Genomic DNA, 12,065 nt, shown 5'->3' on the forward strand with positions numbered 1-12,065 from the left:
GATCAGAAGCGCGGGCGGTCGGTGCGGAAATTGTCGGCGTAGTTGCGCGGGCGGAAGCGGCGGACGGCCGGCTCCTGGACGGAGTAGGTCCAGCCCTTGCGCTCGGCGAAGGCGATCGCCTCCTCCTTGGTCTCGAAGGTCAGCTTCACCTGGTTCAGCGTGTCGCCGGAGCTGATCCACCCCATCAGCGGCTCCGGCCGCCGCGGGGTCTCGATCTCGTACTCGAGAAGCCAGTTGTGAGTCTTCGCCCGCCCGGACTGCATGGCCGTCTTGCTCGGCTGGTAAATCCGGACATTCATCGCTCAGCCTCTCCTCACTGGAATCCACTGCGGTCGTTCGACCCTGACGGTTTGGTCGGGGAGCCCGGATTCGAACCGGGGGCCTCCAGTACCCAAAACTGGCGCGCTACCAGACTGCGCTACACCCCGACGCAGCGATGTGAGATACACGAACGCCGCACCAGGGGCAAGCAGTCGGCGCACGCCTCTGCCAGGAGCCTTCGCCCGATGCTGTAGCACGCCGGGCGGCCGCATGGCCCTGCGGCGTTGCGCCGCCGTTCCGGAAGGACCAGACCGCTGCCCCCGCCCCGTCCAGCATCCCCCCGTCCAGCATCCCCCCGGCCCGTATCGACCCGCCCCGCATCGCGGTGTTCGTGCCCGACCTCGCCGACCTGCCCGACCGGGCCTTGGCGGTATCCCTGGCAAACCGGCTGCTGGGCGAAGGGTTCCCGGTCGACCTCGTCGCGCCGCGGGGCGGCGGGCCGTTGCGCGGTCGGCTGGCGCCGGGGATCGGGCAGATCGATCTCGCCAAGCGCCATGCCGCCACTTCCGCCCTGGCGCTCGCCCGCATCCTGGCGGAGCGGCGGCCGGCGGTCCTGGCGGCCGGCCGCGGAGTGGAGCGGGTGGCGCGCCTCGCCCGCCTGCTCGCCCGCTCCCGCGCCATCCTGGTGAGGGTGGAGGAGGAAGAGGCCGCACTGGCGGCTATTCGTGCCGCAGCGCGTCGATCGGGTTGAGCCGCGCCGCCTGACGGGCGGGATAGAGGCCGAAGACGATCCCGACCAGACCGCTGACCAGGACCGCCAGCAGGACGGAGTCGATGCCGATCAGCGTCGGCCAGCCGGCGAGCCCGGCGACGATGGCGGCGGTGGCGATCCCAGCGCCACGCCGACCGCGGCGCCGATCACCGACAGCGTCGTCGATTCGATGAGGAACTGGACGAGGATGTCGCGCCGCCGCGCCCCGATGGCGAGGCGCAGGCCGATCTCGCGCGTCCGCTCGGTCACCGAGACCAGCATGATGTTCATGATGCCGATGCCGCCGGACCAGCAGCGACACCGGCCCACAAGCCGCCAGCAGCACCGAGAGCGCGCGGGGGAGGCGTCGCGGGTGGCGGCGACCTCCGACAGGTTGCGCATCCAGAAATCGTCCTCCTGCCCCGGCACCAGACGGTGGCGCTGGCGCAGCAGGTCGCGGATCTGGGCCTGCGCCTCCTCCATGTCGGCCCCCGGCCATCTTGATGGTCATGGAGTGGATGAAGCGGCGGTTCGACTTCGCCATGCCCGGGATGTTGCGCTTGGCGGTGGAGAGCGGACGAGGATCACGTCGTCCTGGTCCTGTCCCTGGGTGTTCTGCCCCTTCTCGCCCAGCACCCGATCACCGTCAGCGGCACGGTGAAGACGCGCACCTGCTCGCCCACCGGATCGCCGCCGCCGAACAGAGTTGCGCACGCGGACCGTCCGGCCCAGCAGGACGACCTTTGGTCGACTGGCGCGACATCCTCGTCGGAGAAGCCGCGGCCATGCTCGACGGACCAGTGCGCGCCTCCATGTAGTCGGGTGATGCGAAGAGGTGGTGCCCCAGTTCTGGTTGCCGCGACGATCTGCAGACCCCAGCGCACCCGAGGGGGCGGTGACCTGCACGCCCGGAATCTCGCGCAGGACGGCGGTGGCGTCGTCCTCGGTCAGGTCGCGGCGGTGCCGGCGCCGAGCCTGACGCCGCCGCGCGCCACGCTGCCCTGCCCGACCGGATCAGGTTGGTGCCAGGCTGGCGATCTGGCGCAGCACCTGGTCGCGCGCACCGGCGCCGACCGCCACCATGGCGATGACCGCCGCCACGCCGATCACGATGCCGCAGCATGGTCAGCGCGCTGCGCAGCGGTCGTCGACCAGCCGGCCGTCATGGAAGGTCAGGACCCGCCCGGCATGGAGCGCGATGTCCGGCTCGTGCGTCACCAGAACGACGGTCAGCCCGTCGCGGTTCAGCCGTTGGAACAGCGCCATGATCCCGCGGCTGGTGGCACTGTCGAGGGCGCCGGTCGGCTCGTCGGCCAGCAGCAGGATCGGCCGGTTGACCAGCGCGCGGGCGATGGCGACACGCTGCTGCTGGCCGCCGGAAAGCTGGGTCGGGCGATGGTGCATCCGCTCCTCCAGGCCGACCGCGGCCAGCGCCTCCCGCGCCCGGTCCGCCCTGTGTCCCCGCGGGATGCCGGCATAGACCATGGGAAGCTCGACGTTCGCCCGGGCGGTCTGCCGCGGCAGCAGGTGGAAGGACTGGAAGACGAAGCCGATCTTGCGGTTGCGCACCGCCGCCAGCGCGTCGGCCGGCAGGCCGCTGACCTCATCGCCGTCCAGCCGGTAGCGCCCGGCGTCCGGCCGGTCGAGGCAGCCGAGCAGGTTCATGAAGGTGGATTTGCCGGACCCCGACGGCCCCATCACCGCGACGAACTCCCCCCGCCCGATCTCGACCGACACGCGGTCCAGCGCCCGCACCCGCTGCGGCCCGACGAGGTAGGACCGCTCCAGCGCCTCCACGGCGATCAGGGCCGGCGGGTCAGAAGCCAAGGCGTGGCCCCCGTCGTCCGTCGCGGTCGGGCGGCAGGATGCCGGTGATCACCTCCTGCCCCGGCTGCAGCGCGCCGCCCAGAATCTCGGTGTAGCTGCCGTCGCTGATGCCGAGGCGGACCGTCACCCCGACCGGCGCGCCGCCGCCCTGCCCTCCGGCCACGCCCCGGCCGCCGGGCACCCAGACTGTCCGGGTAGCGTCGGCGCGGCGCGGGTCGGTGATGCGGTCGAAACTCTCCCGCTGGGCCGGCGACAGCAGCGCGCCGATGCGGTCGAGGGCTGCGGCCCGTACCGCGGCGGCCTCCGCCCGCTTGCGTTCCGGATCGCCGGCCTCGGCGTCGAGGGCAGCGAAGCGGGTCCCGGCTTCGGCGACGATGGCGGCGACCGCCCGGCGGGCCTGCTCGCCCAGCCGCAGTTCGTCGGCCAGCCGCCTGCCGAGCGCCTCCAGCGCGCGGGCGCCGCGCCCGCCGTCCGGACCGCCCAGCGTCGGAGCGGGACCGTCCTCGGCGGCGAGCGCCACGCCGGGCGGGCGGAAGCGCAGGGCGGCGTTGGGCAGCTTCACGACCGACGGCCGTTCGTCCACGATGATGCGCAGGTTGGCCGTCATGCCGGGAAGCAGCCGCATCTCCGGGTTCTCCACCGTGATGACCACGATGTAGGTCACGACGTTCAGGTCTTCCTTCGGCGCGAGGCGCACCTGCGAGACGCGGCCGGTGAAGCGGTCGCCGGGGAAGGCGTTGACGGTGAAGCTGACCGGCATGCCCTCGCGCACCCGGCCGATGTCGGCCTCGTCGATGTTGGCCAGCACCTCCATCTGCCGCAGGTCCTGGGCGATGGTGAAGAGGGTCGGCGCCTGCAGGCTGGCGGCCACCGTCTGGCCGGTGTTGATCGAGCGGTTGACCACCACCCCGTCGATCGGCGAGCGGATGACCGAGCGGTTGACGTCCACCTGGACGAGCTGGAGCGCCGCCTCGCGCTGGGCGACGGTGGCGCGGGCGACCTGCACCTGGGCGGCCCCGACCTCCAGCGTCGCCTCGGCCGAGGCGAGCGCCGCCTCCGCCTGACGCTTCTGGGCGAGGGCCGCGGTGACCGCGGCGCCGGCGCTGCGGGCGGCCGTCTCCGTCTTTTCCAGGTCGGCCGGCGCCACCACGCCGCGGCCGCGCAGGTCCTGCCGGCGGGCAAGGTCGCGGTCGGCGTCGCGCCGGGCCAGCTCGGCGCGCAGGAGCTGGGCGTCGGCATTGGCGACGCTGGCCCTGGCGTTGGCGGCGTCGGCCCTCGCCTTGTCGAGTTGGGCGATCTGCTGGTTGAGGCCGGCCCCGGCGGCCTCCAGGTCGGCGCGCGCCTGGGCGAGCCGGGCGTCGAGCTGGTCGCCGTTCAGCCGGGCGAGGAGCTGGCCCCTGGTGACCCGGCTGTTGAAGTCGGCGTAGAGCTCGGCGATCTGGCCGGAGAGCTGGGAGCTGACCTCGACGGTGACCAGCGCGCTCATGGTGCCGGTCGCGCTGATGGCGCTGACCAGCGGCCCCTGCTCCACCCTGGCGAGGCGGTAGGCGGGGCCGGGTTCGGCGCGCGCCAGGAACAGGACGCCCGATGCCGCCCCGATCCCGAGGAGAACCGCCGCCACACCCGTCGCCACGCGCCTGTTCATCCTGCGTTCCGTACGCGAAAGCCGCCGATCAGGGCCTTAATGTGGCGGAGCGCCGGCCGCTTGTCACCGGGCGCCGAGGAGCCGGCGGACGGGGGTGCCCGTCACTTCGCCGTGCCGAAGGCCTGATGCACCACGAGGTCGCCCGGCTTGATGCCCAGCCGCGCCGCCATGCCGCCGTTGATTTCCAGGATGCCCTTCACCGGGCCGGCCGAGTTGACGGCGTCGAGCGACTGCGGCGTCGCCCGGTCGTGGATGTTCACGATGCGGCCGTCGGCGCCGATGAACAGCATGTCCAGCGGGATCAGCGTATTCTTCATCCAGAAGCTGGCCGGCTGCGGCCGGTCGTAGAGGAACAGCATGCCGGCGTCGGCCGCCATGGACTGGCGGAACATCAAGCCCTGCGCCTGCTGCGCCGGCGTCAGGGCGAGCTCGACGTCGAAGCGGTACTTGCCGCCGGATGCGGTCTGCACCGTCAGGGAGGAACGGTCGAACCGCTCCTGCGCCTTTGCCGGAAGAACCGCCGTGAAGAGGAGGCTGAAGGTAACCATCGCGCTCAGCAGAAGCCTTCCGAACATCGCGCCCGACCATCTCAGTTATGTGGAGTAGCTGCGGGGCGGGACGATGCATCCGGCGGCATGGCTTGTCCAGCCTGCGGGGATGCCGGGCGGCGGATCACGCGGCCGGACGCCCGCCGGCGGCGGGGCCGTAGAGATCCTCCTTCACCGGGGCCACCGACTTGATCTGGTAGCCGGGCCGGGCGCTGAACCGGCGGGCCGTGCGTTCGGCGGCGTCCCGCTCGCTCTCCGCCCAGACCAGATAGTCGCGCCCGCGCGTCCAGTCGAGCGCCAGCGGGTGCGCGGCGTCGATCTCCCCGATCTGCGGGTTGATCACGGTGACCAGCCATTCCTTGTCGCTGGGATTGCGGCGGTCGCTGAGGATGAGGAGCTGCGGACGGCGCTTCGCCTGCGCCTCCCCCAGCCGCCGCTGGGCGTCGGCCTGCTTCTGGCGCAGCGCGACGATGTCCTGCATCAGCTCCTCGATCTCGCCGTTCAGCCTGTCCTCGTCGCGGTGAAGGCGGCGGATGGTGCCGTCCAGCTTGTCGATGGCGTCGCGGGCCGAGCGGACCCGGCCGCGGCTCTGGGAGACGCGGGCCTCGACCGCCAGCAGGACGTTGCCGAGCCAGGCACCGATGGCGATGATCCCCAGCAGGATCAGGAAGTTGATCATCATGCCGCGTCCACCTTCTGCCGCTGGGGCATGGCGGGCGACCGCGGCGCCTTCTGGAAGGTCTTGTTGAAGCCCAGCTTGAAGGGGAAGGCGATGTCGAGCATCTGCTTCGCCTCCTCCAGGCTGGCCGCCCAGACCTCCGCCACGTTGGTGTGGCGCCAGATGGGATTGACCTGTGAGCGGTCGCCGGAGGCGCGGGCGGTGGCGGACGCCTTCTCCTGCGTCACGACGGCGGTGAATCTGGTGAGCGAGGACTGCGGGTCGCCAACCTCGTGGACGAACAGCGGGGGCTGGTTGCCCAGATCCGCGATCAGCTTCTCGGTCTTGCGGATCTCGCCCTCCAGGCGCGACCTGTCGCCGGTCTGCTGGTTGCGCCGCTGGGTCAGGCCGTTGACGCGGGTCTGCAGTTCCTGCGCTTCGGCATGGAGGACGTAGATCTTGTTTTCGAGCTGATCAAGGCCCGAGCTGCGCTCCAGAATGCCGGGCAGCATGTCCTTCAGCATCATGGCGACCGGGACCGCGGCCGTCAGGATGACGGCAATGGCGATCAGGAACAGGGTCGTGTTCGACATGGTCCGGCTGGCGCCCCCCGGCGAGCGAGCACCGCAGCCCCGGCAGATCCGGTACTGACGATAGGATAGAAATTCCCGCATTTGTCGCAAAAGGTCAACAAATCGAAGCGGCGCCGGATGATGTTCGGGACGAACTGTCGCGCTCCGCAGCGAGATGCCTTACGCGAGGACCAGATCGGCGACGCGCTTCACCGGGTCGCGCAGCGGTCCCGGCCGCGGGTCGTCGGCCATGGTGGTGAACCAGTGCTCCGGCGGGTTGCGGCCGGCGGCGCGCGCCCAGGTCAGGCCGCGCAGCACCCGCTCCGCCTCCGCGGTCGGCGCGACGGCGGGGTCGAGCCCGGCCAGAACCGCCCAGATGCCGGCCCAGCAGCGCCCGACCGACCAGGGGTTATAGCCGCCGCCGCCCAGCACCATCGCCTGCGGCGCCAGCGGCAGCAACGCCGCCACCGCATCCCACAGCGCGCGGTTGGACAGCTCCAGCCTGCTGAGCGGATCGTCGGCCAGCGCGTCGGCCCCGGTCTGCAGGACGAGCACCTGCGGCCGGAAGGCGCGGCCGAGCGGGAGGATCGCCGCTTCCACCAGGAAGGCGAGTTCGCTGTCGTTGAAGCCCGGCGGGACCGGCAGGTTGCGCGCCATGCCGCCGGCGCGGTCCTCCGCCTTGCCGGTGAAGGGCCAGCGACCGTCCTCATGGACCGAGACGGTGAGCACCCGCTCGTCCTCGGCGAAGGCGTCCTGCACCCCGTCGCCGTGGTGGGCGTCGAGATCGACATAGAGCACCCGCTCCACCCCGTGGTCGAGCAGTTCCAGGATGCCGAGCACCGGCGCGTTGACGTAGCAGAAGCCGCTGGCCCGCGCCGGGCGGCCGTGATGGGTGCCGCCGGCGGGGGAATAGACGGTATCGGCCTGCCCGCGCAGCAGCAGCCTCGCCGCCAGCAGGGCGGAGCCGGCCCCGGTGGCCGGCCGCCGGTACATCTCCGGGAAGACGGGATTCTCGAGCCGGCCGAGGTTGTAGCGCTCCCCCGTCGCGGCATCGACGTGCTGTGCCGCCTCGGCCCGCCGCAGCGCCTCGACATAGTCGGGGGCATGGAAGCGGGCCAGTTCCCGCGGGGTCGCCATCGGGGTATCGAGATAAACGGCCTCCTCCAGCCAGCCCATCGCCCGGCTGAGGTCGATGGCGGTCGAGACGCGCGGGATCGACAGCGGGTGCTTCGTCCCGTAGGACGAGCCGCGATAGATCTCGCTGCCGATGAAGACGGGGCGGTCGAGGGGCGTCGGGCGGGTCATGCGGGGGTGAAATGGCGCGGTCCCCCATCTCCGTCAATGGGCGAAGCTGTCCGCCCGGACCCTCGACCTGCGGGGAGGGCGCGTCTGTCCATCGGGGTCCGTCCGATGCGTCCCTTGTGCGGATCCGTGCGCATACCGCCAAATGCATCTTTGCCCCGGACAGCTCCCTGCCAGAGTGGAGGGTGCCAGAGTGGAGGGCCGACGATGCTGGGTTCCCACCATGCCCGACCCGTCCTGCCGGCGGCCGTCCTCCTGGTCCTGGCGGTCGGCGCCTCCCCCCTCCCGGTGCTGGCGGAGGTTCCGGTCGACCTGGAGCTGGTGCTGGCGGTCGATGTCTCGGGCAGCGTCGACCCGGACGAGGCGAAGCTGCAGCGCGACGGCTACATCGCCGCACTGATGAACCCCAAGGTGCAGCAGGCGATCGCCGGCGGCCCCTTCGGCCGGATCGCCGCCACCTATGTCGAGTGGGCCGGCGAGAGCCACCAGCAGGTGATCGTCGGCTGGACGGAGCTGGGCGACCGCGCCAGCCTCTCCACCTTCGCCTCGGCGATCGGCGAGGCGCCCTTCACCACCGCCCATTGGACCTCGATCAGCAGCGCCATCGACTTCAGCGCCCGGCTGTTCGACGGGAACGGCTTCGAGGGGACGCGGCGGGTGATCGACGTGTCGGGCGACGGCGAGAACAACCGGGGGCGCCCGGCCGAATGGGCGCGGGACGAGGCGGTGGCGCGCGGCATCACCATCAACGGGCTGCCGATCCTGAACGACCGGCCCAACCCGCTGGGCGGCCTCGCGCCCATCGACCTGGAACGCTACTACCGCGCCAACGTGATCGGCGGCCCCGGCGCCTTCCTGGTCCCCGCCGGCGACTTCGGCGCCTTCGCCGAGGCGATCCTGAACAAGCTGCTGCTGGAGATTTCCAACGCCCCGCCGGGCACCGACGTGGCGCAGCGATAGGGCAGCCGCGCTCTTGCCCATCGGCGCGCGACGCGCCATAGTCGCTGCCTTCACTGGGGGGAGCCGATGGTCGGCTGAGAGGTCCCACGTCCGGGACGACCCCTGGAACCTGATCCGGTTCACACCGGCGTAGGGATCAGTGAGCGCATGACCATCCTGACGCCGCCCGCGGCGGTCCTTCCTCCCCTGTCCGTCACCGTGTCCGCGGCCCGCCTGACCTATGGCGGGACGCTGCTGTTCGGCGATGTCGCGCTCCATCTGGAAGGCGGCGCCACCACCTGCCTGCTGGGGCCGAGCGGGGTGGGCAAGACCACGCTGCTGCGCCTGATCGCCGGACTGGCCGAGCCGGAGCCGCCGACCCTCGTCGAGGCGGGCGACGGGGCGCCGCTGGCCGGGCGGGTCGCCTACATGGCGCAGCAGGATCTGCTGCTGCCCTGGCTGTCGGTGCTGGACAACGTGCTGCTGGGCAGCCGGCTGCGCCGGGAACGGCCGCGGCCCGAGCGGGTCGAGCGGGCGCGCGCGCTCCTGGAGCGTGTCGGCCTCGGCGGCCGGGAGGGCGACCGGCCGGCCACCCTGTCGGGCGGTCAGCGGCAGCGGGTGGCGCTCGCCCGCACGCTGGTCGAGGACCGGCCCGTGGTGCTGATGGACGAACCCTTCTCCTCGCTCGACGCGCTGACCCGGCTCAAGCTTCAGGAGACGGCGGCGGAGACGCTGGCCGGGCGCACGGTGCTGATGGTGACCCACGACCCGCTGGAGGCGCTGCGGCTCGGCCACCGGATCCATGTGATGACCGGCCGGCCGGCCGGCATCGGCCCGGCGCTGGAGCCGCCCGGACCGCCGCCGCGCCCGGTGGACGACACCGCGCTCCTCGCCCTGCAGGCGGAACTGCTGCGGAGGCTTGCCGGATGACGGCGCTGCTGCGCGGCGCCGTGACGGCCGCGGTTCTGCTCGGGCTGTGGCAGGCGGTGGTGACGCTGACCGGCCTGCCCCGCTTCATCCTGCCGGGTCCCCTGCTGGTGGCGGACGCCCTGCAGCGGCAGGCGCCGCTGCTGCTGGGCCATGCGCTGACCACGCTGGCGGAAATGCTGCTGGGGCTGCTGTTCGGCGTGGCGCTGGGGATGGCGAGCGCGCTGGCGCTGGCGAGTTTCCGCACGGCGCGGCGCTGGCTGATGCCCGTGCTGGTGGTCAGCCAGGCGATCCCGGTCTTCGCGCTCGCCCCGCTGCTGGTGCTGTGGCTCGGCTACGGCATGGCCTCCAAGGTCGCGATGGCGACGCTGATCATCTATTTCCCGGTGACGACGGCCCTGTTCGACGGGCTGCGGCGCACCGATCCCGGCTGGCTGGATCTTGCCCGTACGATGGGGGCGAGCCCGCGGGCCACGCTGCTGACCATCCGGCTGCCGGCCGCCCTTCCCGCCTTCTGGTCCGGGCTGCGGGTCGCCGCCGCCGTGGCGCCCATCGGGGCGGTGATCGGCGAGTGGGTCGGCTCCTCCTCCGGCCTCGGCTATCTGATGCTGCACGCCAACGCGCGGATGCAGATCGACCTGCTGTTCGCGGCGCTGCTGATCCTCGGCCTCTGCGCGGTGGCGCTCTATGCCGCCGTCGATGCGCTGGGCCGCCGCGTCCTTCCCTGGCTTCCCGATACGCAACCTGCTGAAGACAAAGGACCGACCCGATGAAACGGACGTTCGCAGCCGCGGCGTTTGCCACCGGACTTCTCGCCAGCCTGCCGGCCCTGGCCCAGGACAAGCTGAGCGTGATGCTCGACTGGTTCGTGAACCCCGACCATGCCCCGCTGGTGGTGGCGCAGGAGTTGGGCTTCTTCAAGGAGGCCGGACTGGAGGTGGAGCTGACCGCCCCGGCGGACCCGAACGACCCGCCGAAGCTGGTCGCCGCCGGCAGGAGCGACCTCGCCATCTCGTACCAGCCGCAGCTCATCGTGCAGGTGGACGAGGGGCTGCCGCTGGTGCGCGTCGGCACGCTGGTCTCGACGCCGCTGAACTCGGTCGTCGTGCTGCGTGACGGGCCGATCAAGACGATGAAGGACCTGAAGGGCCGCAAGGTCGGCTTCTCGGTCGGCGGGTTCGAGGATGCGCTCCTCGGCGCCATGCTGGAGAAGCACGGGCTGAGCCTGAAGGACGTGCAGCTCGTGAACGTGAACTTCTCGCTGTCGCCCTCCATCCTCTCGGGACAGGTCGACGCGGTGGTCGGCGCCTTCCGGAACTTCGAGCTGAACCAGATGGAGATCGAGAAGCATCCCGGCCGCGCCTTCTACCCGGAGGAGGAGGGCGTGCCGCCCTATGACGAGCTGATCGTCGTCGCGCACCAGGACAAGACCGCCGATCCGCGCATCAAGCGCTTCCTGGACGCGGTGGAGCGGGCGACGCTCTACATCCTGAACCACCCGGAGGAGGCGCAGGCGGCCTTCGTGAAGGGCCGTCCGGAGTTGAACGACGAGCTGAACCGCCGCGCCTGGGCCGATACGCTGCCGCGCTTCTCCCACAGCCCGGCCGCGCTGGACGCCGCCCGCTACACCCGCTTCGCCGAGTTCCTCAAGGCGCGCGGCCTGATCAAGGCGGTCCAGCCGGTGGAACGCTACGCGGTGGTGGTGAAGTAGGAAGCTCCGGCGGCGGCCGTTGCCAAGCGGCCCCGCCAGACGTTACCTATGCGCAAGCGGAATCCCCCAAGCGAGCGATACCATGTCGATCAAGACCATCCTGCTGCACATGGCGAATGACGACCGGCACGCGGCCCGCCTGGAGGCGGCCGTGGCGCTCGCCAAGCGGTTCGACGCCTTCGTCGAGGTGCTGTATGTCGCGACGCCGGTAAGCATGCCGGCGGCGGCGACCGGGCGCGCCGCCTCCTACGGCTACATCGCCGAGGCGACCGCCATCGCCCACGAGAGGGCCGAGCAGATCGAACGGGAGGTGCGGCAGGCGCTCGCCGGCTGCTCCTTCTCCTGGACGGTCGAGGAGGGCGACCATGTCGCCCTGCTGGCCGAGCGGGCGACCTATGCCGACCTCGCCATCGTGGCGCAGTCCGGCGCCGAGGAGGGCGGCGAGCGCATCGCCCTGCATGTGCCGGACCGGCTGCCGCTGGAGACCGCCTGTCCCACCCTGGTGCTGCCGCCGGCCTTCAAGGCGGGGATGACGATGGGCGAGCACGTCTTGGTCGCCTGGAAGAACACGCGGGAATCGACCCACGCCGTGCGCAACGCCATGCCCTTCCTGCAGGCGGCGACCAAGGTGACGGTCCTGACCATCGACCCGCCGAACCATCGCGGCGACAGCGGCCGTGACCTGATGGTCTGGCTGGAGCGGCACGGGGTGCGCAGCCACCACCAGGCCAACATCGCCCATGGCGGCGACGTCGGCGACCTGATCCTGACCTGTGCCGCCGACCTCGGTGCCGACCTGCTGGTCATGGGGGCCTACGGCCACTCCCGCCTGCGCGAGATGGTGCTGGGCGGTGCGACCCGCACGGTGCTGGCGAAGCTGCACCTGCCGGCCCTGATGTCCCACTGAGAAGAGGCCGCGCGGGC

General features: G+C 71.7%; 16 protein-coding genes, 1 tRNA gene and 1 riboswitch. Of the genes, 6 read left to right on the plus strand and 11 right to left on the minus strand.

Going from position 1 to position 12,065, the window contains the following annotated elements:
• Positions 1–2: 2 nt before the first annotated feature.
• Together DEW08_RS13020 and DEW08_RS13025 are read right to left on the minus strand one after the other, a co-directional pair.
• Positions 3–299, minus strand: coding sequence for an ETC complex I subunit (locus DEW08_RS13020; protein ID WP_109327737.1), 297 nt, complete (start codon positions 297–299; stop codon positions 3–5).
• A gap of 52 nt (positions 300–351) precedes the next feature.
• A tRNA-Pro gene (locus DEW08_RS13025) sits at positions 352–428 on the minus strand.
• Between the two features lie 224 nt (positions 429–652).
• Between DEW08_RS13025 and DEW08_RS13030 the strand changes: the two genes are divergently transcribed.
• On the plus strand, positions 653–1,012 hold the full coding sequence (locus DEW08_RS13030) for a hypothetical protein (RefSeq protein ID WP_245986206.1): 360 nt from the start codon (positions 653–655) through the stop codon (positions 1,010–1,012).
• 90 nt (positions 1,013–1,102) lie between these two features.
• On the opposite strand, the gene DEW08_RS32320 is transcribed toward DEW08_RS13030, so the two are convergent.
• From DEW08_RS32320 to DEW08_RS13065, 9 genes are all read right to left on the minus strand, one after another.
• Entirely contained in the window at positions 1,103–1,495 is a 393-nt protein-coding gene (locus DEW08_RS32320) for an ABC transporter permease (RefSeq protein ID WP_245986208.1), read from the minus strand.
• A 101-nt stretch (positions 1,496–1,596) separates the two neighbouring features.
• A complete protein-coding gene (locus tag DEW08_RS33460) occupies positions 1,597–1,896 on the minus strand; it encodes an ABC transporter permease (protein WP_342760732.1) in 300 nt (99 codons plus the stop codon).
• A 130-nt stretch (positions 1,897–2,026) separates the two neighbouring features.
• Entirely contained in the window at positions 2,027–2,122 is a 96-nt protein-coding gene (locus DEW08_RS33795; protein WP_425429096.1) for a hypothetical protein, read from the minus strand.
• A 15-nt stretch (positions 2,123–2,137) separates the two neighbouring features.
• On the minus strand, positions 2,138–2,839 hold the full coding sequence (locus DEW08_RS13040) for an ABC transporter ATP-binding protein (protein WP_109327741.1): 702 nt from the start codon (positions 2,837–2,839) through the stop codon (positions 2,138–2,140).
• Entirely contained in the window at positions 2,829–4,484 is a 1,656-nt protein-coding gene (locus tag DEW08_RS13045) for an efflux RND transporter periplasmic adaptor subunit (protein WP_109327743.1), read from the minus strand. The genes DEW08_RS13040 and DEW08_RS13045 overlap by 11 nt, the downstream gene beginning before the upstream one ends.
• Positions 4,485–4,585: 101 nt before the next feature.
• Positions 4,586–5,059, minus strand: a complete 474-nt coding sequence (locus DEW08_RS13050; protein ID WP_109327745.1) for a DUF192 domain-containing protein — start codon at positions 5,057–5,059, stop codon at positions 4,586–4,588.
• A 97-nt stretch (positions 5,060–5,156) separates the two neighbouring features.
• On the minus strand, positions 5,157–5,714 hold the full coding sequence (locus DEW08_RS13055; RefSeq protein ID WP_109327747.1) for a hypothetical protein: 558 nt from the start codon (positions 5,712–5,714) through the stop codon (positions 5,157–5,159).
• On the minus strand, positions 5,711–6,283 hold the full coding sequence (locus tag DEW08_RS13060; RefSeq protein ID WP_109327749.1) for a hypothetical protein: 573 nt from the start codon (positions 6,281–6,283) through the stop codon (positions 5,711–5,713). The genes DEW08_RS13055 and DEW08_RS13060 overlap by 4 nt, the downstream gene beginning before the upstream one ends.
• Positions 6,284–6,442: 159 nt before the next feature.
• On the minus strand, positions 6,443–7,567 hold the full coding sequence (locus tag DEW08_RS13065) for an acetoin utilization protein AcuC (protein WP_109327751.1): 1,125 nt from the start codon (positions 7,565–7,567) through the stop codon (positions 6,443–6,445).
• 204 nt (positions 7,568–7,771) lie between these two features.
• Here DEW08_RS13065 and DEW08_RS13070 point away from each other — a divergent pair, with 204 nt between their 5' ends.
• The 5 genes from DEW08_RS13070 to DEW08_RS13090 all read left to right on the plus strand — a co-directional run bounded on the left by DEW08_RS13070 (position 7,772) and on the right by DEW08_RS13090 (position 12,048).
• On the plus strand, positions 7,772–8,524 hold the full coding sequence (locus DEW08_RS13070) for a DUF1194 domain-containing protein (protein WP_109327753.1): 753 nt from the start codon (positions 7,772–7,774) through the stop codon (positions 8,522–8,524).
• Between the two features lie 46 nt (positions 8,525–8,570).
• Positions 8,571–8,678: riboswitch (TPP riboswitch) on the plus strand.
• Complete coding sequence (locus DEW08_RS13075) at positions 8,672–9,433, plus strand: ABC transporter ATP-binding protein (protein ID WP_109327755.1); 762 nt, start codon at positions 8,672–8,674, stop codon at positions 9,431–9,433. Its footprint overlaps the riboswitch before it by 7 nt.
• Complete coding sequence (locus tag DEW08_RS13080; RefSeq protein ID WP_109327757.1) at positions 9,430–10,203, plus strand: ABC transporter permease; 774 nt, start codon at positions 9,430–9,432, stop codon at positions 10,201–10,203. Before DEW08_RS13075 ends, DEW08_RS13080 begins: the two co-directional genes overlap by 4 nt.
• Positions 10,200–11,141 (plus strand): ABC transporter substrate-binding protein, encoded by a 942-nt coding sequence (locus tag DEW08_RS13085; RefSeq protein WP_109327759.1) that lies wholly within the window; start codon positions 10,200–10,202, stop codon positions 11,139–11,141. Before DEW08_RS13080 ends, DEW08_RS13085 begins: the two co-directional genes overlap by 4 nt.
• A gap of 82 nt (positions 11,142–11,223) precedes the next feature.
• The gene (locus DEW08_RS13090) at positions 11,224–12,048 is read left to right on the plus strand and encodes a universal stress protein (protein WP_109327761.1); all 825 of its coding nucleotides are present in this window, start codon (positions 11,224–11,226) and stop codon (positions 12,046–12,048) included.
• The last annotated feature ends 17 nt before the right edge of the window (positions 12,049–12,065 follow it).

The sequence above is a fragment of the Azospirillum thermophilum genome, assembly GCF_003130795.1.
GTDB classification, from domain to species: Bacteria; Pseudomonadota; Alphaproteobacteria; order Azospirillales; family Azospirillaceae; genus Azospirillum; species Azospirillum thermophilum.